This is a genomic window from Ruegeria sp. AH12, from assembly GCF_056541465.1.
In genome coordinates, this window is record NZ_JBQFYL010000013.1 from 48,147 (window position 1) to 66,411 (window position 18,265).

At 58.2% G+C, this 18,265-nt stretch carries 23 protein-coding genes and 1 other RNA gene; 14 read left to right on the forward strand and 10 right to left on the reverse strand.

All coding sequences use genetic code 11. The features are described 5' to 3' along the window. The first annotated feature begins 48 nt into the window (after positions 1–48). Positions 49–501 carry a nucleoside deaminase gene (locus ACR0EL_RS16775; protein ID WP_480501224.1) on the forward strand — a complete coding sequence of 151 codons (453 nt, stop codon included), beginning with the start codon at positions 49–51 and terminating at the stop codon, positions 499–501. Here the strand turns inward: ACR0EL_RS16775 and ACR0EL_RS16780 are convergent. Next, entirely contained in the window at positions 498–1,664 is a 1,167-nt protein-coding gene (locus ACR0EL_RS16780) for a M24 family metallopeptidase (protein WP_480501225.1), read from the reverse strand. The two genes, ACR0EL_RS16775 and ACR0EL_RS16780, sit on opposite strands and share 4 nt — an antisense overlap. Further along, the gene (locus ACR0EL_RS16785; protein WP_480501226.1) at positions 1,664–2,356 is read right to left on the reverse strand and encodes a metal-dependent hydrolase; all 693 of its coding nucleotides are present in this window, start codon (positions 2,354–2,356) and stop codon (positions 1,664–1,666) included. Before ACR0EL_RS16785 ends, ACR0EL_RS16780 begins: the two co-directional genes overlap by 1 nt. A gap of 59 nt (positions 2,357–2,415) precedes the next feature. Here ACR0EL_RS16785 and ACR0EL_RS16790 point away from each other — a divergent pair, with 59 nt between their 5' ends. Next, positions 2,416–3,093 (forward strand): ceramidase domain-containing protein, encoded by a 678-nt coding sequence (locus tag ACR0EL_RS16790; RefSeq protein WP_480501227.1) that lies wholly within the window; start codon positions 2,416–2,418, stop codon positions 3,091–3,093. Here the strand turns inward: ACR0EL_RS16790 and ACR0EL_RS16795 are convergent. The 3 genes from ACR0EL_RS16795 to ACR0EL_RS16805 form a co-directional block, all read right to left on the reverse strand. Continuing rightward, positions 3,074–3,703 carry an SGNH/GDSL hydrolase family protein gene (locus tag ACR0EL_RS16795; protein WP_480501228.1) on the reverse strand — a complete coding sequence of 210 codons (630 nt, stop codon included), beginning with the start codon at positions 3,701–3,703 and terminating at the stop codon, positions 3,074–3,076. The two genes, ACR0EL_RS16790 and ACR0EL_RS16795, sit on opposite strands and share 20 nt — an antisense overlap. A 178-nt stretch (positions 3,704–3,881) precedes the next feature. Then, positions 3,882–4,445 (reverse strand): DUF4202 domain-containing protein, encoded by a 564-nt coding sequence (locus ACR0EL_RS16800; RefSeq protein ID WP_480501229.1) that lies wholly within the window; start codon positions 4,443–4,445, stop codon positions 3,882–3,884. A gap of 154 nt (positions 4,446–4,599) precedes the next feature. Further along, positions 4,600–4,758: a hypothetical protein gene (locus tag ACR0EL_RS16805; protein ID WP_170531829.1), complete on the reverse strand. Its 159-nt coding sequence runs from the start codon at positions 4,756–4,758 to the stop codon at positions 4,600–4,602. 228 nt (positions 4,759–4,986) lie between these two features. On the opposite strand from ACR0EL_RS16805, the gene gatC reads away from it, so the two are divergent. From gatC to rpmG, 7 genes are all read left to right on the forward strand, one after another. Beyond that, entirely contained in the window at positions 4,987–5,274 is a 288-nt protein-coding gene (gene gatC / locus ACR0EL_RS16810; RefSeq protein WP_170325838.1) for an Asp-tRNA(Asn)/Glu-tRNA(Gln) amidotransferase subunit GatC, read from the forward strand. 3 nt (positions 5,275–5,277) lie between these two features. Continuing rightward, a complete protein-coding gene (gene gatA / locus ACR0EL_RS16815) occupies positions 5,278–6,765 on the forward strand; it encodes an Asp-tRNA(Asn)/Glu-tRNA(Gln) amidotransferase subunit GatA (protein ID WP_480501230.1) in 1,488 nt (495 codons plus the stop codon). A 38-nt stretch (positions 6,766–6,803) separates the two neighbouring features. After that, positions 6,804–7,508 (forward strand): hypothetical protein, encoded by a 705-nt coding sequence (locus ACR0EL_RS16820; RefSeq protein WP_480501231.1) that lies wholly within the window; start codon positions 6,804–6,806, stop codon positions 7,506–7,508. Continuing rightward, on the forward strand, positions 7,492–8,178 hold the full coding sequence (locus ACR0EL_RS16825) for an N-acetylmuramoyl-L-alanine amidase (protein WP_480501287.1): 687 nt from the start codon (positions 7,492–7,494) through the stop codon (positions 8,176–8,178). Before ACR0EL_RS16820 ends, ACR0EL_RS16825 begins: the two co-directional genes overlap by 17 nt. 124 nt (positions 8,179–8,302) lie before the next feature. Continuing rightward, positions 8,303–8,702, forward strand: an RNA gene (gene rnpB / locus ACR0EL_RS16830) — RNase P RNA component class A. Positions 8,703–8,820: 118 nt separating this feature from the next. Continuing rightward, complete coding sequence (locus ACR0EL_RS16835) at positions 8,821–9,528, forward strand: DUF533 domain-containing protein (protein WP_480501232.1); 708 nt, start codon at positions 8,821–8,823, stop codon at positions 9,526–9,528. A gap of 125 nt (positions 9,529–9,653) precedes the next feature. Continuing rightward, positions 9,654–9,821 (forward strand): 50S ribosomal protein L33, encoded by a 168-nt coding sequence (rpmG, locus tag ACR0EL_RS16840; protein WP_005630270.1) that lies wholly within the window; start codon positions 9,654–9,656, stop codon positions 9,819–9,821. 12 nt (positions 9,822–9,833) lie between these two features. Here the strand turns inward: rpmG and ACR0EL_RS16845 are convergent, their stop codons facing one another. After that, a complete protein-coding gene (locus ACR0EL_RS16845; RefSeq protein ID WP_480501233.1) occupies positions 9,834–10,031 on the reverse strand; it encodes a hypothetical protein in 198 nt (65 codons plus the stop codon). Here ACR0EL_RS16845 and ACR0EL_RS16850 point away from each other — a divergent pair. Then, positions 10,030–10,536 (forward strand): hypothetical protein, encoded by a 507-nt coding sequence (locus tag ACR0EL_RS16850; RefSeq protein ID WP_480501234.1) that lies wholly within the window; start codon positions 10,030–10,032, stop codon positions 10,534–10,536. The genes ACR0EL_RS16845 and ACR0EL_RS16850 overlap by 2 nt on opposite strands. Before the next feature lie 130 nt (positions 10,537–10,666). Here ACR0EL_RS16850 and ACR0EL_RS16855 read toward each other — a convergent pair whose 3' ends face one another. Next, positions 10,667–11,446 carry a Bax inhibitor-1/YccA family protein gene (locus tag ACR0EL_RS16855; RefSeq protein WP_170531842.1) on the reverse strand — a complete coding sequence of 260 codons (780 nt, stop codon included), beginning with the start codon at positions 11,444–11,446 and terminating at the stop codon, positions 10,667–10,669. A 183-nt stretch (positions 11,447–11,629) separates the two neighbouring features. Next, positions 11,630–11,839 (reverse strand): YjiS-like domain-containing protein, encoded by a 210-nt coding sequence (locus tag ACR0EL_RS16860; protein WP_480501235.1) that lies wholly within the window; start codon positions 11,837–11,839, stop codon positions 11,630–11,632. A 127-nt stretch (positions 11,840–11,966) separates the two neighbouring features. Between ACR0EL_RS16860 and ACR0EL_RS16865 the strand changes: the two genes are divergently transcribed. Next, on the forward strand, positions 11,967–12,848 hold the full coding sequence (locus ACR0EL_RS16865; protein WP_480501236.1) for a LysR family transcriptional regulator: 882 nt from the start codon (positions 11,967–11,969) through the stop codon (positions 12,846–12,848). 6 nt (positions 12,849–12,854) lie between these two features. On the opposite strand, the gene ACR0EL_RS16870 is transcribed toward ACR0EL_RS16865, so the two are convergent. Continuing rightward, positions 12,855–13,811, reverse strand: a complete 957-nt coding sequence (locus tag ACR0EL_RS16870; RefSeq protein WP_480501237.1) for an NADPH:quinone oxidoreductase family protein — start codon at positions 13,809–13,811, stop codon at positions 12,855–12,857. 321 nt (positions 13,812–14,132) lie between these two features. Between ACR0EL_RS16870 and ACR0EL_RS16875 the strand changes: the two genes are divergently transcribed. The 3 genes from ACR0EL_RS16875 (at position 14,133) to ACR0EL_RS16885 (ending at position 16,796) form a co-directional block, all read left to right on the forward strand. Beyond that, positions 14,133–14,504, forward strand: coding sequence for a helix-turn-helix domain-containing protein (locus ACR0EL_RS16875; protein WP_480501238.1), 372 nt, complete (start codon positions 14,133–14,135; stop codon positions 14,502–14,504). Positions 14,505–14,554: 50 nt separating this feature from the next. Next, the gene (hisN, locus tag ACR0EL_RS16880) at positions 14,555–15,346 is read left to right on the forward strand and encodes a histidinol-phosphatase (RefSeq protein ID WP_480501239.1); all 792 of its coding nucleotides are present in this window, start codon (positions 14,555–14,557) and stop codon (positions 15,344–15,346) included. A gap of 112 nt (positions 15,347–15,458) precedes the next feature. Beyond that, positions 15,459–16,796: an 8-oxoguanine deaminase gene (locus ACR0EL_RS16885; RefSeq protein WP_480501240.1), complete on the forward strand. Its 1,338-nt coding sequence runs from the start codon at positions 15,459–15,461 to the stop codon at positions 16,794–16,796. A 61-nt stretch (positions 16,797–16,857) separates the two neighbouring features. Here the strand turns inward: ACR0EL_RS16885 and guaD are convergent, their stop codons facing one another. Next, the gene (guaD, locus tag ACR0EL_RS16890) at positions 16,858–18,147 is read right to left on the reverse strand and encodes a guanine deaminase (protein ID WP_480501241.1); all 1,290 of its coding nucleotides are present in this window, start codon (positions 18,145–18,147) and stop codon (positions 16,858–16,860) included. Positions 18,148–18,265: the final 118 nt, after the last annotated feature.

Below are 18,265 nucleotides of genomic sequence, written 5' to 3' on the forward strand. Positions count from 1 at the left end.
CTCATCGTGCCCGCTTGCGAAAGGCAGGTTTCTGAGGCAGTCAGAGGCATGGTGTTCAAATCGCATATGGATAAGGCGTTGGCCGAGGCACGCGCGGCCGCCAAGCGGGGCGAGGTTCCGGTTGGGGCCGTTATCGTCTCGCCCGATGGCCAGCTTGTTGCTGCGGCCGGCAACCGAACGCGCGAGTTGAACGACCCGACGGCCCATGCCGAAATACTGGCCTTACGCGCTGCTTGCGCCGAAGCCGGGTCAGAACGGCTGCCGGGGCATGATCTTTATGTCACACTGGAACCTTGCGCCATGTGCGCTGCAGCGATGGCCGCGGCCCGTATCCGGCGCATTTACTATGGCGCGTCCGATCCGAAATCGGGTGGCGTTGCCCACGGTGCGCGGGTGTTTTCGCATCCGCAGGCCCATCATCAGCCCGAAATCTATGACGGTATCGCCGCAGAGGAATCCGCCGAATTGCTGAGAAGTTTTTTCGCGGCGCAACGCGCTTAAGGCTTCACCACCATCTCGCGCGGGATATCGGCCAGTGGTTGCCCGCCATCGGGGGTCACGACAAAACTTTCGGTAATCGCCAGACCCCAATCTGATGTCCACAGGCCTGGCATCAAATGAAACGTCATGTTTTCCTGCAGTTCCGTTGTGTCGCCGGGCCTCAGGCTCATAGTGCGCTCGCCCCAGTCCGGTGGATAGCTGAGCCCGATGGGATATCCGGTGCGGTTGCGCTTCTCATATCCGGCGCGGGCAAAGCAGTCATAAACGCAGGCGGCGATTTCCTCGCATGTGGTGCCGGGGCGTGCGGCGGCCAAAGTGGTATCGATTGCGGTCAGAACCGCTGCTTCGGCCCTTCGAATATCGTCTGGCGGGTTGCCCAGGAACAGGCTTCGGCTGGCTGGACAGTGATAGCGGCGGTAGCATCCCGAGATTTCGAAATAGGTTGCCTCACCACGTGCCAAAGGCCTGTCGTTCCAGGTGATATGCGAAGCCGAAGCTTCTCGACCCGATGGCGCAATTGGCACAATCGCGGGGTAGTCCCCAGCCAAGCCGGGCAACCCGGCAATACCTGCCGCTTGCACTTCGGCAACCAGTTGGTTTTTGGGCAGACCTTCACGAAACGCCGCGCGCAGAACCTCGTGCATATGCGCCGTCAACTGACCCGCCTTGCGCATCATTGCGATCTCGGCGTCGCTTTTGACCGCACGCTGCCAGTTCACGAGGCCGGTGGCATCGATTAATTCGCCAAAGGCGCGTTCAAGAATCTGGTGGCTGGCGGCCGAGTAGTAATAGTTGTCCATCTCTACCCCCAACCCGGTGGTCCACCCTCGGTCGCGCAGCGTAGTCACCAGCGCGTCGACGGGGTGGTGATCAGGGTGCTGAACATGGTCTTCGGGCCAGTCCAACAGGTCAGACGGGTCCAGCCATGTGGTCTGGGCTGCCCCTGCTTTGTCCTGCGTGCGCCCCCACCAAAGGGGGGTGCCTTTTGCAGGCAGAATCACCATTTGGGGTACATAAAAACTCCATCCGTCATAGCCCGTCAGCCAGGCCATGTTGGAGGGATCCGTGATCAGCAAAGTTTCAACCCCGCGTTGAGCCATTGCTGCGCGAGTCTTGGCCAAACGGTCCGCGTATTCCTGCGTGCTGAAATCCGAGGCCGGCATCAGAGGGAGATTGCCTTCATAACCTCGGGTTCGATCACATCGACCCCAGGCAACCCGTCAACAAGCGCCTGGGCAGATTGTTCTAGGATCGGGAAGGTCTTGTAGTGGCAGGGGATCACCGTCTTAAAGTCGAAATATCGCTTTGCGGCATAGGCAGTCGCTTTCATATCCATGGTGAAATGGCCACCCGCCGAGAGGATGCCGATATCGGGTTTGAAATAGTCGCCCATCCAATCCATGTCGGCCATGATGTCCGTATCGCCCGAGACATAAAGCATGCGCCCCTCGGCGGCGATCATATAGCCGACCTCGCTACCACCGGTCCGCAGCCCGTCAGGTGTGGAGAATGTGGAACTGTGCGAAGCAGGAACCATTGTAACCTTGACGCCGTTCAGATTGACGGTTCCGCCCTTGTTAAACCCGATGGTTTCGATCTCTTCGGCCTCGGCCCAATAGCCCATCAGATCGTACTGACCCACTACTGGGACCTTTAGGTGCTTGGCCAAAGGCAGCACATCGACCACGTGGTCGAAATGCGTATGAGTCAGCAGGATATGCGTTGCCCCGTCCAATGCGGCGTCATGCTGGTCTTCGGGCAGAACCGGGTTGCCCGTCAGCCAGGGATCAATCAACAGCACTTGACCGCCGGTCTCGATGCGGAAACTGCCATGTCCCAACCAAATGATGTTCATGCTGAAATCCTCCAATGATGCCTATTGGCATCAGCCTAGCATCCGCTATGTAAAATTCTATGGATTGGATGCAGGAAATCGACAGCTATTGTGAAAGATTGTCCGCCGCCTATTGGGCCGAGCCGATCAATGCGATCACCAATGCCGCCTTTCTGATCTCGGCCTTTATCATGTGGCGGCGGGTGCGCGGGCAAGACATGCCTCTTGCGATGGGGCTGGTTCTGGTGCTTGGGATCATCGGTGTCGGCAGCTATTTGTTTCATACCCATGCACAGGTCTGGGCGGCCGTTGCCGATGTAACGCCGATCCTGCTCTTCATCTTGATCTACATCTTTGCCGTAAACAAAAACATCTGGCGCATGCCATGGGGATATGCGCTGGGTGGGACCATTCTGTTTGTCCCCTACGCAGCGGCGACGATCCCGCTGTTCCAGTGGGTGCCTGGCCTTGGCAGCTCGGCCGCTTATGCACCTGTGCCCTTGTTGATCCTGATCTACGCCTATCTATTGCGCCAGCGGCAACCGCAGTTTGCAAGGGATATGACGATTGGCGCGTTCATTCTGATCCTGTCAATCACGTTCCGTTCTTTGGATCAGCCGATCTGTTCGCAGTTCCCGACAGGCACACATTTCATGTGGCATATCCTGAATGCCACGATGCTCGGTTGGATGATTGAGGCCTATCGCAGGGTTTTGATCCGCATGCGAGCGGGCGCCATCAAATACCCTGTGCTTTGATAACGGCTGCGACACGCTGACCGATGATCCGGCTGGATTTACGCGATGGGTGAATCAGGTCAAACGAGAAATATGAGGCATCGCCGGGCTGCGCCACATCCTGTGATGAGACGAATGTGATCCCTTCATCCCGCTGCGCCAGTTTGGCAATGCGGGCCTCAAACTCATCCCCTTCGGCTTTGCAATGTTCGATCGGTGTGATCAGATTGGGGCTGCGCAAGTAGCCGACATAAATTACGCGGGTGCCGTTCGCCCGAATCTGGCGCAGGAACTGCGGAATTTGGCCATACTGACCATCAGCCGAGATCATATTGTCCAGAACGGTATCACAGCGTGTGCATCCGCAACCCAGCATCAGATCGTTACCGCCGCCGTTAACAATGGCCCAGGACCAATCGCCCTCGGCATATTGGGCCTGAACCCCAGATTCAGGTGCGCCATTCGGGTCAAATTTCGTTTGCAGCCAAGCTGCAGACACCGTGCGGTCAACGACCGGTGCACCAATCGTTTCTTCGATAACATCGGGGATTGATGAACCCGAAGGCGAGTTCCACGCCATCAGCGAATCGCCGACCGCAATGACCTTTGCATCGGGTTTGCTGGCAGGCATTTCCTGGCATCCAACCAAGGCAAATAGGATGCCGACGACAAGACACAGATTTCTGGACATCTTTGACCCGGAAATTGGAGTTAAGAAGCGCCCGTGCGGGCTGAATATGGTTCATGCTCAGTTAACCTGGCGTTGGTTAACGCACGATTAATGAACCTGGTTCAGCGCAGCCTTTATGTTAACCCTGAAAGGCTGCAGCCAGGTGCTCCGGCAGGTCAAATTCAACTAAAACCCGGGCGCGCCCCTCGGGTGACATTTTGCGTGCGGTCTTTTCGACAATGCGCTGGATTTTTTCCGGGGAATGCTTGTCTGCGAATGGCTGGAAATACCATTTCAGAAAGACAAAGCAGATCACATCTTCCAGTGCCTGAACCTCGGCGTCGCGTTTGATGCCCTGCTTGCGCAACATGCGGCCTGCGGCGTCAACCTCTGTTTCGCTGTAGCCGCCTTGGGCCATCAGGGACATCACCACATCCGCATGGTGCACACCTTGCGCCTTGCGCCAGGCCAGATATCCGGCGCGACCCTCTGGATATTCGGTTCGGGCCAACTTCCAGCGCTCGATATGCTGCCCTCGCGCTGCGATCTGTAGCGCTTCCGAGGCGTTGGGAAACAGCCGGTCCATCTCGGCACTCATGCGTTTGCCGTATAGCAAAGCTTCGGGCTGGCCATCATCAACGTTGGGATCATGTGCATTGGCCGCGTCGATGGCATCCAGAACTGCTTGTTTGCGCGCGCTCATGTTTTACTCCGCTGGCTTTTTGCGGATCTTGGCGATCCGCACAGTCTTGATAAGCCACCGTAGCGAGATGCCACAACATGTGCAGCACCCAATTCTGTCATTGCCGGGTCAGATGAGGGGGAACTCTGACCCGGCAGAGGGGCAGGTGATCTGCTTACTTGCCCGGTTTGACCTGATCTTGCGTGACCGGCTCGGTGATCGGGGTGGGGAAGGTCAGATCACGGGTCAGGTTCAGTGAACTGATGCCCATCGCCATGGCCGGTGCGGCCAGAAGAGAGGCGGACAACGTAACGGCAGTGATGAGGCTTTTCATGTTCTGTCTCCAGGTTTGTGTCGTTTCACAACAGATGAAATGAACAGTTCGGTTTAGTTTTTCAAGATTTGAAGTGAACTAATTGGTTTACTTACGTGCATACCGGCTATTCACCAGCGAATGGGTGGCGAAATCCGACACGATAACTTGTCCCTTGTCGGGGACTACTGGCCTTGCGACTGCGGCAACAGACAGGTAAATGCCCCCTAACGCATATGAGGGTTTCCGATGTCGATTGACCAAAGCACCGCCGCCAAGGTGGCGAAACTGGCCCGTATCAAGGTCGAGGATGACGCGCTGCCGGCGCTGGCATCCGAGTTCAACACCATCCTTGGGTTCATCGAGCAACTGAACGAAGTGGATGTCGAAGGCGTCGAACCGATGGTTTCGGTCGAGCCGATGCGCCTGAAGCGGCGTGAGGACGTGGTCACCGATGGCAACCAGCAGGACAAGGTTCTGGCCAACGCCCCCGACGCGCGCGAAGGGTTCTTTGCCGTCCCCAAAGTGGTGGAGTAAGACATGAGCGATCTGAACAAACTGGGCCTGGCCGAAGCCCGCGATGCGCTGCGCGCCGGTGATGTGACCTCGGTTGAGCTGACGGAATCCTGCCTGAAGGCCATTGATGACGCCGACGCGCTGAACGCTTTTGTCCACAAAACGCCTGAAATCGCGCTGGAGCGCGCCAAGGCTGCCGATGAACGGATCAAGGGCGGCGACGCGCCGTCGATGTGCGGTCTACCGATCGGCATCAAGGATCTGTTCTGCACCAAGGGCGTGCCCTCACAGGCGGCCTCGAAAATATTGGACGGGTTCAAGCCCGAATACGAATCCACCGTATCGCAGCAGCTGGCCGATGCCGGAGCCGTGATGCTGGGCAAGCTGAACATGGACGAATTCGCCATGGGCTCGTCCAACGAAACCTCGACCTATGGCAACGCGGTCAGCCCCTGGCGGCGCGGCAATGACGACGCTCAGTTGACTCCCGGCGGGTCTTCGGGCGGGTCGGCGTCGGCTGTGTCGGCTGACCTGTGTCTGGCCGCGACCGGCACCGATACCGGTGGTTCGATCCGTCAACCTGCCGCGTTTGTCGGTATCACCGGCATCAAGCCAACATACGGTCGCTGCTCGCGCTGGGGCATCGTGGCCTTTGCGTCCTCGCTGGATCAGGCTGGCCCTATGACCAAGAATGTGCGCGACGCGGCTATCATGCTGGAAACCATGTGCGGTCACGACCCCAAGGATTCCACCAGCGCCGAACTGGCCGTCCCGAATTTCGAGGCGATGCTGACCGGCGACATCAAAGGCAAGAAAATCGGGATTCCGAAAGAATACCGCATGGACGGGATGCCCGCCGAGATCGAAAAGCTGTGGGCCGATGGCGCTGCGATGCTGAAAGACGCAGGGGCGGAGATCGTCGACATCTCACTGCCCCATACGAAATACGCACTGCCCGCCTACTATGTGATCGCGCCTGCCGAGGCATCCTCGAACCTTGCCCGCTATGACGGTGTCCGCTATGGGCGCCGCGCGGCGCTGGCGCAGGGCGATGGCATCACCGAAATGTACGAGAAAACCCGCGCCGAAGGCTTTGGCCACGAAGTTCAGCGCCGCGTGATGATCGGGACGTACGTGCTGTCGGCGGGCTTCTACGACGCGTATTACAACCGCGCCCGCAAAGTCCGCACATTGATCAAGAAAGACTTCGAGGATGTCTTCGCCGCAGGCATCGACGCGATCCTAACTCCGGCCACCCCGTCCGCCTCCTTCGGTTTGGGCGAAATGACAGAGGCCGATCCTGTTCAAATGTACTTGAACGACGTCTTTACTGTGACCGTGAACCTTGCCGGTCTGCCGGGTATCTCAGTACCCGCGGGGCTCGACAAACAAGGGCTTCCGCTGGGTCTGCAACTGATCGGACGGCCCTGGGATGAAGGTGACCTGCTCAACACCGCCTATGCGTTGGAAAACGCGGCGGGCTTTATGGCAAAACCAGCGAAATGGTGGTAAGCCTCAGGCAGCCTGATCACGAGTAATGGAGCGGTTGAATGCGTGTTTTTGCTTTGGTTCCTGTCATCGCCCTTGTCGCGGCCTGCGATACGGTCGCGCCGGTGCAGGGAACGGGATTTAACACGCCAGCCTATCAGGCCCAACGTGAGGCACAGTTGGCCGGGCAGGGGACCGTCGACAACCCATTGCTGGCACCAGTCGATGTCTCGCAACAGCCCTTGGGCGCACCAGGTTCTGCCTTGCCGCCATCACTCGCCACTGGCGAAAATGCGGATATCGCGAACCAGGCTGCGGCTGCGCTGGCCAACACCTCGGGCCAGACTGCTCAAACCGGTCCTGCACCCAGCAATCCGGCGATTTCTGACGAGCAGGATTTCGCGGCTGTCTCGGGCCGCCGCAGCATCGAATCTGACGCGGCGCGGATTGAGCAAAACCGCGAAACCTACGAGGTTGTCGCCCCAACCGCCGTGCCCGAACGCGGTGTCGATGGCCAACCCAACATCGTGCAATACGCGCTCAGCACCACAAACCCTGTTGGAACCCAGCTCTACAGCCGGGCTGGCTTTAACCTTCAAGCCAAGGCACAACGCAATTGCGCTCGGTTCCCATCGGCGGATCAGGCGCAGATCGAGTTTTTGACCAGTGGTGGCCCTCAGCGCGACCGCAAGGGGTTGGACCCGGATGGGGATGGCTTTGCCTGTAACTGGGATCCCAGCCCGTTCCGCAGTGCCGTCAGCAACTGATCACCCTTCAGCCATCTGGCATCCGTCGCCCAATTTCGGCGCGCGACGGGATGGGCTTGGTCCTCAGCTAATTGTCCTGCACTTTACCGCGATGGGTAGCGCAGGGGCCGCGCTGGACCGGCTCTGCGATCCACAGGCCGAGGTCTCGGCGCACTACCTGATCGGCAATGACGGAACCCTCTGGCAGATGGTGCGCGAAGAAGATCGTGCCTGGCATGCCGGAGCAGGGGAGTGGCGCGGGCAGGATGACATAAATTCGCGGTCCATCGGGATCGAACTGGATAACGCAGGGACGCACCCGTTTTCTAACCCTCAGATGAGCGCATTGGAAAACCTGATGCGGGGAATCGTGACCCGCTGGTCCATCCAGCCCGAGGACGTCATAGGTCACTCTGACATGGCCCCCGGCCGAAAAATTGACCCTGGCCCCCGCTTCGATTGGCAGCGTTTGGAGCGGCAAAACCTTGCGACGCGACGCGGATATGACCAGGGACCCGCAGATGCGCCCGTAGATATCTTCCGCGCCCTGGCCAGTGATGCAGGTTTCACGGCGGATGTTGACGACGAAACCCTCCTCGCTGCCATTCGCCTCAGGTATCGACCCTGGGGAAAAGGTCCGCTTTGCCCGGCAGATTTCACGCCACTCAATCGTTTTGATCTTCGAAACTGATCCAGTCTTCATCTGGCCAAAAATATCCTGGGGTTGAATTGGCCGCAGGCCAAGAAGGGGCTGGCCCTTTCTCCGTCCCATCCACCCTTGACGTGACTGGGAACACAGCATACCCAGCCCACGCGCGGAGGGCCGGATGGCCGCTGGGGTCGCAAGACCCGAGAGGAAAGTCCGGACTCCACAAGGCAACGGTGCCGGGTAACGCCCGGGCGGGGCAACCCGACGGAAAGCGCCACAGAAATCAGACCGCCCGCGACTTCGGTCAACGGTAAGGGTGAAACGGTGGGGTAAGAGCCCACCGCGCCTCTGGCAACAGGGGCGGCACGGCAAGCCCCACCGGGAGCAATGCCAAATAGGGTCCCCGCGCGGGCCGGTCGGCGCAAGCCGATACCGCCGCTAAGCACGTCTTGGCCCAGAGGGACCGGGTTGGCAGCTTGAGCCGCGCAGCAATGCACGGCCTAGAGGAATGGTCATCGAAGGGGGCAACCCCGGAACAAGATCCGGCTTACAGGCCCTCCGCGCGTATCTCAAATCACCCGACCGCTAAGTGGCGATCCGCCCACAGCCAAGCACCCAGTATTCTCAGAACCCGTCTGCTGTTACCCTGACGTACATGGATTTTGTGAACCCGGGAGGAGCGGTATGAGTTTTCTCAAAACACTGGCATCCGTGGCGGTTGGTTTTGCGGCGGCAAAGGGCATGGAGAAATACAAGGAAATGGGCGGCATGGCCGGCTTGCAAAACATGATGCAAGGCACAGGCGGTGGTCTTGGCATGGACCAGCTTGGAAAAATGGCGGAGCAGTTTGGCATGCCAGGCGGCGCATCTGGATTGCAGGACATGATCGGCAAGATGGGGCTGGGCGGCGGGGCAGCCGGGGCTGCGGGCTTGGGCGGTTTGCTCAACGCGATGCAGGGTGCGGCTAAAACCAGCGGCCAGCAAACTGCCGATATGATGGAAACAGTGCTCAGAGGCACCCCGGCCGGGGCTGCGATGGAGGAGCAGGCCAAACTCATGCTGCGCGCCATGATCCAGGCCGCTAAGGCGGATGGAGAGCTGGACGAACAGGAAAAGCAGACAATCATTGGCGAATTGGGTGACGACATCAGTGATGAGGAGCGCGCCTTTGTCCTCGACCAGATGGAGGCGCCGATTGATGTCATGGGACTCGCTGCTGATGTGGGGGCGCCACTCAAGGCACAGATCTACGCAACCTCTTTGGCCGCGATTCGTTTGGATAACGAACGTGAGGCATCTTACCTGCTTCAATTGGCAACCGCTCTGGGCCTATCAGATGCCGAACGGGATCAAATTCACACCTATATGGGCGCGCCGACCTTGCCTCGTTAGGTCAGCAACGAAACCTGCGCATTGCAGGTGTGATTGGCCTTGACATGGGCGGTGCACAGCGTAAAAGCGCACGCTCATAGGAATTCAACCGAAGGGCCCTGCCTTTTCGGACGCAGGAGATAACCATGGCGAAGCCGACGACAATCAAGATCCGTCTGAACTCGACCGCGGGCACGGGCCACTTCTACGTGACCAAGAAAAACGCGCGCACCATGACCGAGAAAATGACCGTTCGCAAATACGACCCGGTCGCTCGCAAGCATGTCGAGTACAAGGAAGGCAAGATCAAGTAATCTGCCGTTCTGCTAAGACTTTCGGGAAAGGCTCTGCTTTGGCAGAGCCTTTTTTTCTTGCCCGGTGGCAAGTAATATTGCGATCCGGTTGGTCAACGGGCCGTTGCAGCGACGCATCAGGCTTGGGGCCAATCGTTTTGCCTGCGGCTTGCTTTTTACCAAATCCTGCAAGTACGGTTCAGCAAACCGCCACAAAATGTTGAGCGCCATGAAAAAAATCTTGTTATCCACAACCATCGTTCTGGCCCTTGCGGCCTGTGAAGATCCCTTTAACCGCAAAGGTGTTGGGTTCACTGGAATTGATGGTGAACCCCGTACCATCTCGGACGTTCCCGGCGCGGTCGCCTTTGTACCGCCAGCGACCAATGTTCCGGCTGAGCTGGCCGAACTGCCAACCATCGCTGTAATCAGTGATCAGGTTGATCCTATCAAAAAGGCGCGGGTGGCCATCGACAATGGTGGCGTGAGCCCGGACAATGCGGTGCAATTGTCTGGCAGCGCGACCGATCTGTTCCTCAGTACGGTTGATGTGAACGGCACGGTCTATGGTGTTCTGCGCACGCGCAACAGCGCGACACGCGTGGATAACTCGATTGGTGCAATCTTTGGAGACGAGACCGAACGCTTTACAGGCTGTCTGGCAGCTGGTGATGTTTTCGGAAAAGGATCGTCAAGCCGCAGCTCTGGTTTTGCCGTTCCGCTGAACTGCAGCTAGTACAGCCAACAATCTCTATTCGGATACCCCCGCTTAAAAGGCGGGGGTTTTCTTTTGCAACATGACGTTGGACAAAAGAAAAGGGCCGGTCTTTCGACCGGCCCATACGCATTTGCAATGCTGTGAGGCTTTATTCCTGTTGCCCCATGAACATCAGCAGGAACTGGAACATGTTCAGGAACGAGATGTACAAGCTCAGCGCGCCGTCAAAGGCGGCTTTGTCCAGCCATTCCTGATCGCCATGTGCTGCATGTGCGACATAGGTGTTCTTGATATCCTGTGTGTAGTAGGCGGTCAGACCCGCAAAGATCAGGATACCGATGGCCGAGATGGCCAGCATCATCACGCCCGACTGCAGGAACAGGTTGATCACCATCGCCACCAGCAGGCCAATCACACCCATCATCAGGAAGGTGCCCATGCCGCTTAGGTTCCGCTTGGTGGTGTAGCCATAGAGGCTAAGACCACCAAACGCGATTGCGGTGACCAGGAAGGTCTGTGTGATCGAGTAGGGCGTAAAGATCATGAAGATCGAACTCATCGACACGCCCATCACGGCCGCGAAGACGAAGAAGCCCAGCTGAACAGTCGCAGCGGAACCGCGACGCATCAGAGCGCCCCAGCCGAACAGGATAAAGGCCAGCGGTGCAAACATGACGACCCACTTCAGCGGCGACAGGAACAGAGTTCCGCCCAGGCTGGTCAGGTAGCGGTCAGCGCCGATCTGCGCCACTGCATTTGACGGGTCGCTGGTGACCGCAAGCCCGGCAATCGCCCAGGCTGCCAATGCTGTGATCAGCATGCCGACGGACATTGTGCCGTAGACTTTGTTCATGTGGGCGCGCAGGCCCTGATCAATCTCGGCGGCGCGCGCGCCGGATACCGTCCGGACCGTGTCGAATTGTGCCATCAAAGGGTCTCCCTTTAGCTCGTGTTACTACGCCCCGGCAAAGCGGGGCGGTTTCCCGTTAAATATCGGCAACTAGCGGCTGTATTTCAAGAGTTTCCGGCGGAAAACCGACTAAAACACGCAACAAAAAAGGCGATAGGCAACCCAGCGTCACCTATCGCCCTAAAAACATGAGCATACGAGTCATCTTTTCCAGTAGTTTGGGGCATCCCAAAGGTAACGGCGCGCTTCTTCCATCGCCTCTTCTCGGGTAATTCCCATGTCTTCCAAAGACGTATTGTCCAGTTGCATCAATCGGCGGCGCTGGCGCCTCACTGCAAACATGTGTTGGATCAACGACATCATAGGGCGCGTTGCGTTTTGACGGGTCTGTTTGAGTGCAATTTGGGTCATAATTATTGTCCTTTCTGCATTCCTTGATGGGTTCCCGAAAACAAATCAACTTCCTTGATGTATATGGCAAAGCATGTCATATTTTAAAAACGAATATTTTTGATGAGTCACATAAGGGATCGTGAAGATGCGAAATCTGGACATTACCACCTTGCGCTCGTTCATGGCGGTCGCGGATCAGGGTGGGGTCACCCGTGCGGCTGGTTTTTTGCATCTGACCCAGTCTGCAGTATCGATGCAGCTTAAGCGGCTGGAGGAGTTGCTGGGCCTTGAACTGCTGGATCGCAGTGGGCGCACGATCGCTCTTACCGCCTCGGGTGAGCAATTACTGACCTATGCGCGTCGAATGATCGCGCTGAATGACGAGGTGATCTCGAAACTGACTGATCAGGCGTTCGAGGGCGAAGTGGTGCTGGGTGTACCACATGACATTGTCTACCCGGCCATCCCGCGCGTTCTGCAACGGTTCAACACCGACTTTCCACGCGTGAGGGTGCAACTGGTGTCATCCTATTCGTTGCAGTTAAAAGACATGCTCAAGCGGGGCGAATGCGATGTGATCCTGACCACCGAGCCGACTCCTGTTGATGGGTCCGAAACCATCGCCGAACTACCGCTGCGCTGGATCGGTGCGCAGGGCGGATCTGCCTGGCGGAAGCGTCCATTGCCCTTGGCTTTGGGGCGCCGATGCCTGTTCCGCCCGCAGGTGATCGCGGCGTTGGACGCGGCTGGCATCCCTTGGGAATTGTCGGTGGAAACCGAGAATGATCGAACCATCGAAGCCACCGTCAGTGCCGATCTGGCTGTTCATGCCATGCTGGACGGAACCGAGGCCGCGCATCTGGAACAGATCGAATCAGGTGGCGCGCTTCCGGAATTGCCTGCCCATATGATCAACCTTTATGGCGGTAATGAAGGGCGGGACCCGGTTGTCGATGCCCTGGCGCATCTGGTCAGGCAGAATTTCCGCCTGCTGGGGGGCAGCCAGCTGCGTGCAGTCGCGGGATAGTGGCGTTTAGATTGTGATAACGACCTTGCCGGTGGACTTGCGTTCTTTCAGCATCTGCATTCCCTGTGCTACTTCGGACAAGGGCAAGATGTGGCTGATATGCGGCTTGATCTTGCCTTCACCGTGCCAGCGAAACAACGTGTTGAAACTGTCCCTTACGATTTCGGGTCGGAAGGTCAGATAACCGCCAATATAGAAGCCAATCACCGTCAGGTTTTTGACCAGTAGGTGATTGGCGGGGATTTGCGGAATCTCGCCACCAGCAAACCCGATGGGCAGCAGACGCCCTTCGGGGTTCGTGGCCCGAAAGGCCGCTTTGAACACGTCGCCACCGATTGCGTCATAGACGACATCTGCGCCACCCAACGCTTTGACCGCGTCCCTTAGGTCTTCTGAGGTGTCGATCAAGTGATCTGCACCCGCAGCTTTGGCAACGGCCAGCTTGTCCGCACCGCGTGCCTGCGCGATCACGGTTGCCCCCATCAACTTGCCAATCTCGACCGCTGTCAGGCCAACCCCGCCGGCCGCGCCGGTAACCAGCAGTGTTTCCCCCGGTTGCAACCTAGCACGGTGATCAAGCGCCAGGTGGCTGGTTCCATAAGCGATCTGGATCGCCGCCGCCTCTTCGAAGCTGATCGTGTCGGGCAGTGATATCACCCGTGCGGCGTCAAAAACCCCAAATTCCGCCAGCCCACCCTGTCCTGAATAGACGGCCACGCGATCACCAATGCTGATGCCGCTTACATCGGCACCCACCGCATCTATGACACCCGCAACCTCCATCCCCAATGTGAACGGAGCGGCGGGCGTGTCCTGATATGTCCCTTTTTGCATCAGCAGGTCGGCAAAATTCAGTCCGCAGGCTTTGATCGCAACGCGCACCTGACCCAAGGAGGGTTTAGGTGTTGTGATCTGGCAAAGCTTGGCCTGCTCACCTGCGGATTGAATGTGAAATGCCTGCATAATCTGATCACCCCCCTGCACCGGGTATAGGTGCGTTTTGCGCGGGACTTGTCAATGATATTGGGCGGCCGAGCTTGACCCAAAAAGCAACACGGTGTTGGCGGCTTTGGCCAATCAGGGACACAACCATAAACCATCGTTCTGGCTGCATGACTCAACCATCTTGAAAAATGATCAAAAAAAAGTAATAAAGGCAGCTAGTGCTGTAATCGGGGGAGGCACGATCCGTATTAGGGAATGGTTAAATTCCATTCTCTAATGTTGCGATACCGGACGTCGCGCAATCCCGATCAGATGTTTGTGTACTAAAGGAGAATACCAATGACTCATCACGTCGATGTCCATGTGGGCAAGCGCGTTCGGCATCGCCGCTGGCTGATTGGGATGACCCAACAGCAATTGGCGCAGCAAGTTGGTATCAAGTTTCAACAGATCCAAAAATATGAAACCGGTGCCAACCGAATCAGTGCCTCCCGCCTTTGGGACATTGCTGAGGCGTTGGAAGTTCCGGTCAGCTTTTTCTTTGAAGGGCTGGAAGAGGTTCAGAAAAGCGCGGATGAAAAGAAATCTGTGCCTGCGGACCTGATGGGGGACAAGGAAGCGTTGGATCTGGTGCGCTCTTACTACGCAATTCCAGAAAATCAGCGCCGCCGACTGTTCGAATTGGCACGGGTTCTGAGTGACGTAGCGTGATCTGATCGCGCGCGCTTGACTTTGACAGGCGTTGGCCGCACCAGTGGCCCATGCACCAGACCCATCTGACCGATATGGATGTTGCTGAAGAAATGGCCGACGCGGCGCGCGCGGCCATTCTTCCGCATTTTCGCCAACACGATCTTGAAACCGCGAACAAGCTGGAAGGCGGGTTTGATCCCGTCACTATCGCAGATCGCGCGGCGGAAAAAGCAATGCGCGAGGTGTTGCAACGTCTTCGCCCCGATGACGGCATCCTGGGTGAAGAGTACGGCCAGTCCGAAGGCCAAAGCGGTCGCGTTTGGGTACTGGACCCAATCGATGGAACGCGCGGATTTGTCAGCGGCACACCGACTTGGGGCGTTTTGATCGCGCTCAGCACCTCAGACGGCCCAGAGCTGGGGGTGATCGATCAACCCTATATCGGCGAACGGTTCAGAGGATCGTCCGAGATTGCGCAGCTGACCGGTCCCTTGGGCACATCACAGTTGGCGACGCGTGGGGTAAAGACGCTCGAACAAGCCACCTTGTTCACAACCTTCCCTGAAGTCGGCACCTCTGAAGATCGCGCAGGGTTCGAAGCTGTGTCAAAACAGGTACAACTGACGCGCTATGGCATGGATTGCTATGCCTACGCGCTGCTGGCCGCGGGACAGGCGGATCTGGTGATCGAGGCGGGGTTAAACGCCTATGACATTCAGGCTCCGATTGCAGTGATTGAGGCTGCAGGCGGCATCGTAACCGATTGGCAAGGCGGACCGGCGCATAACGGTGGACGTGCCCTTGCAGCTGCCAATGCCGAGATTCATGCGGCCGCGCTGGACATCCTGCGCTCCTATTAAACCATTGCCCCTGTAACGCCCTGACGCTAAACCGGTGTCAGCCGGTTCTTACGCCTGTTTTCCACCGGCCCCGCATTCCTTGCATGAGACAGGCAATTGCAGGAGTGCCGCTATGACTGAATTTCTTATCAAAAACGCAGATACCATCCTGACCATGGATGATGACCGTCGCGAGCTAAACGATGCAGATATCCTGATCCGCAACGGCCGGATCGCGCAGCTGGGCCATGGGCTGAAGACCACGGGCGAGGTGCATGATGCCAGGGGCTGCGTGGTCACTCCCGGCTTAGTGAACACTCACCATCACCTCTATCAAACCCTGACCCGTGCGGTTCCGGGCGGGCAGGACGCGTTGCTGTTTGGCTGGCTGCAAACGCTCTATCCCATCTGGGCGCAGTTCGGGCCGGACGAAATATTCACCTCGGCGCAGATCGGGCTGGCCGAGCTGGCACTATCCGGTTGCACCCTAAGTTCCGATCACCTGTACCTCTACCCCAATGGCGCGCGGCTGGAGGATACGATTGCCGCTGCCTCAGACCTGGGCTTGCGCTTTCATCCTACCCGCGGCGCGATGAGCATCGGCGCAAGCGATGGAGGCCTGCCGCCGGACAGTCTCGTCGAAGCTGAAAACGATATCCTGAACGACATGATCCGCGTTGTGGATGCGTTCCATGATCCGAGCGAGGGATCGATGTGCCGGGTTGGTCTCGCGCCCTGTTCGCCCTTTTCAGTCAGCCGGGACCTGATGCGCGATGCCGCTCTGCTGGCGCGCGACAAGGGTGTCATGCTGCACACCCATTTGGCCGAGAACGACGAGGATATCGCCTATTCCCAGGCGCAATTCGGCTGCCGCCCGGGCCAATATGCCGAGGATCTGGGCTGGACCGGTCCCGATGTCTGGCACGCTCATTGTGTCAAGCTAGACGGGGCCGAGATCGATCTGTTTTCGAAAAGCAGAACCGGGGTAGCCCATTGCCCTTGTTCAAACTGCCGTCTCGGATCGGGTATCGCACCGGTGCGCAGCATGCGCAATCAGGGCGTGAAAGTCGGGCTCGGCGCGGATGGCTCTGCCAGCAATGACAACGGCAATCTGATGCTTGAGGCGCGGCAGGCGATGCTCTTGCAACGTGTCGCGAACGGGGCCGACGCTATGTCCGCCCGCGAAGCGCTGGAGATCGCCACACGAGGCGGCGCGGATGTGCTGGGGCGGCCAGATTGTGGGCGATTGATGTCGGGCAAACGGGCTGATTTTGCAGTTTGGGATACCCTTACAAGCCTCGAAAGCGCGGGCAGCTGGGATCCAGCAGCCCTGTTGCTTGCTGGGCCGATGCAGGTCAAACACCTGTTTGTCGAAGGCCGCCAGATTGTGTGCGACGGTCAAATCACGACAATCGATCTGCCACGAACAATCGAAACCCAAAACCGCCTGGCGCGCGCGCTGGCGCAATAGCGGGATCCGCCCTTCATCTGGCTAAAAATATCTCCGCCGGAGGCATGCGCCAAAGGCGCATTCAAAGGGCGACCTGCCTCCCTCCGATCCAAACCTCGGCAATGGCGCGGTCGTCGCCCATCATGATGGTCGGGAACACGGCCTCCCACAGATCATCCGCATGGGCCTCGCGCTGGGCAATCGCTGGGGTCGAGGCGAGGTCGATGACAACCAGATCCGCCTCCATTCCAGGTGCGACATTGCCGATGCAGTCTTCCATCCTCAGCGTTCGCGCCGACCCGAAAGTACCCAGCCACAGCAATTGCGCCGGGTGCAGAGGGCGACCGCGCAGTTGGCCGATCTCATAGGCTGCAGCCATGGTGCGCAGCATTGAAAAGCTGGACCCGCCGCCGGTATCGGTCGCCAACCCGACCCGGTGCCCGTCATGGATCAGCCCGTTCATGTCAAAAAGGCCCGAGCCGATGAAGGTATTCGATGTCGGGCAATGCACCAGGGCAGCATCCACCTCGCGCAGCCTGTCGCGCTCACGGTCCTCTAGATGGATGACGTGACCATAGAGGCCATTTCGACCCAGCAGGCCGAATTTTTCATACGTATCCAGATAGTCCCGCGCTTCGGGGAACAGGGACCTGACCCATTCGATCTCATCCGTCTGCTCACTCAGATGAGTTTGCATCAGGCAATGCGGATTCTCGGCCCAAAGCGCACCCAAAGCCTCAAGCTGTTCAGGCGTGGATGTTGGCGAAAACCGGGGCGTGATCGCGTAAGACAGACGATCCACGTGGTGCCATTTCTCAAGCAGCGCTTCGGATTGGTCATATGCTGTTTGCGCAGTGTCCTGCAAACCCTCGGGCGCGTTGCGATCCATGCAGGTTTTGCCCGCGACAACCCGTTGCCCGCGCTGCTGCGCAACCGAAAAGAACGCATCAACGCTTTCGGGATGGATGGTGCAGAAGCTGCACATGGTGGTTGTGCCATGCGCCGTTGTCAGGTCGAGATAGCGGTTCGCGATCTCGGTCGCATAGTTGGTGTCGCCGAACTTCATCTCTTCGGGAAAGGTATAGGTGTTCAGCCAGTCGATCAGCCGTTTGCCCCAGCTCGCGATCATGGCGGTTTGCGGGTAATGGACGTGAGGGTCCACAAAACCGGCCATGATCAGGTGGGTGCCGTAGTCCCGCGCTTCGGCATCCGGATGGGCAGCGGCCAGCGTGTCCAGTGAACCGACCGCTTGCACGCGCCCATCTTCGATCACCAGCGCCTCGTCCAGACGGGTCGCGTCAGTAGGTTCCCCGTCAAAGGGCGATCCGTCGAAACTCAGTATGCGCCCTTTCAAAAGCGTCTTTTGCGCCATTCGCCCTGTTCCCTAGCTGTTTGAGGCCACGGATCAGCATATGCGGGCGAAAGATGCGGGTAAATCGGCGTATTGTCATTGTTTTCCGGTAGCTGCTTCTTCTAATTAGGGATCAATG

Excerpts from the sequence above, each read along its gene's own strand:
- ACR0EL_RS16775 (WP_480501224.1), top strand. The coding sequence starts at position 49 with ATGGTGTTCAAATCGCATATGGATAAGGCGTTGGCCGAGGCACGCGCG.
- ACR0EL_RS16780 (WP_480501225.1), bottom strand. The coding sequence starts at position 1,664 with ATGCCGGCCTCGGATTTCAGCACGCAGGAATACGCGGACCGTTTGGCC.
- ACR0EL_RS16785 (WP_480501226.1), bottom strand. The coding sequence starts at position 2,356 with ATGAACATCATTTGGTTGGGACATGGCAGTTTCCGCATCGAGACCGGC.
- ACR0EL_RS16790 (WP_480501227.1), top strand. The coding sequence starts at position 2,416 with ATGGATTGGATGCAGGAAATCGACAGCTATTGTGAAAGATTGTCCGCC.
- ACR0EL_RS16795 (WP_480501228.1), bottom strand. The coding sequence starts at position 3,703 with ATGCCTGCCAGCAAACCCGATGCAAAGGTCATTGCGGTCGGCGATTCG.
- ACR0EL_RS16800 (WP_480501229.1), bottom strand. The coding sequence starts at position 4,445 with ATGAGCGCGCGCAAACAAGCAGTTCTGGATGCCATCGACGCGGCCAAT.
- ACR0EL_RS16805 (WP_170531829.1), bottom strand. The coding sequence starts at position 4,758 with ATGAAAAGCCTCATCACTGCCGTTACGTTGTCCGCCTCTCTTCTGGCC.
- gatC (WP_170325838.1), top strand. The coding sequence starts at position 4,987 with ATGTCGATTGACCAAAGCACCGCCGCCAAGGTGGCGAAACTGGCCCGT.
- gatA (WP_480501230.1), top strand. The coding sequence starts at position 5,278 with ATGAGCGATCTGAACAAACTGGGCCTGGCCGAAGCCCGCGATGCGCTG.
- ACR0EL_RS16820 (WP_480501231.1), top strand. The coding sequence starts at position 6,804 with ATGCGTGTTTTTGCTTTGGTTCCTGTCATCGCCCTTGTCGCGGCCTGC.
- ACR0EL_RS16835 (WP_480501232.1), top strand. The coding sequence starts at position 8,821 with ATGAGTTTTCTCAAAACACTGGCATCCGTGGCGGTTGGTTTTGCGGCG.
- rpmG (WP_005630270.1), top strand. The coding sequence starts at position 9,654 with ATGGCGAAGCCGACGACAATCAAGATCCGTCTGAACTCGACCGCGGGC.
- ACR0EL_RS16850 (WP_480501234.1), top strand. The coding sequence starts at position 10,030 with ATGAAAAAAATCTTGTTATCCACAACCATCGTTCTGGCCCTTGCGGCC.
- ACR0EL_RS16845 (WP_480501233.1), bottom strand. The coding sequence starts at position 10,031 with ATGGCGCTCAACATTTTGTGGCGGTTTGCTGAACCGTACTTGCAGGAT.
- ACR0EL_RS16855 (WP_170531842.1), bottom strand. The coding sequence starts at position 11,446 with ATGGCACAATTCGACACGGTCCGGACGGTATCCGGCGCGCGCGCCGCC.
- ACR0EL_RS16860 (WP_480501235.1), bottom strand. The coding sequence starts at position 11,839 with ATGACCCAAATTGCACTCAAACAGACCCGTCAAAACGCAACGCGCCCT.
- ACR0EL_RS16865 (WP_480501236.1), top strand. The coding sequence starts at position 11,967 with ATGCGAAATCTGGACATTACCACCTTGCGCTCGTTCATGGCGGTCGCG.
- ACR0EL_RS16870 (WP_480501237.1), bottom strand. The coding sequence starts at position 13,811 with ATGCAGGCATTTCACATTCAATCCGCAGGTGAGCAGGCCAAGCTTTGC.
- ACR0EL_RS16875 (WP_480501238.1), top strand. The coding sequence starts at position 14,133 with ATGACTCATCACGTCGATGTCCATGTGGGCAAGCGCGTTCGGCATCGC.
- hisN (WP_480501239.1), top strand. The coding sequence starts at position 14,555 with ATGCACCAGACCCATCTGACCGATATGGATGTTGCTGAAGAAATGGCC.
- ACR0EL_RS16885 (WP_480501240.1), top strand. The coding sequence starts at position 15,459 with ATGACTGAATTTCTTATCAAAAACGCAGATACCATCCTGACCATGGAT.
- guaD (WP_480501241.1), bottom strand. The coding sequence starts at position 18,147 with ATGGCGCAAAAGACGCTTTTGAAAGGGCGCATACTGAGTTTCGACGGA.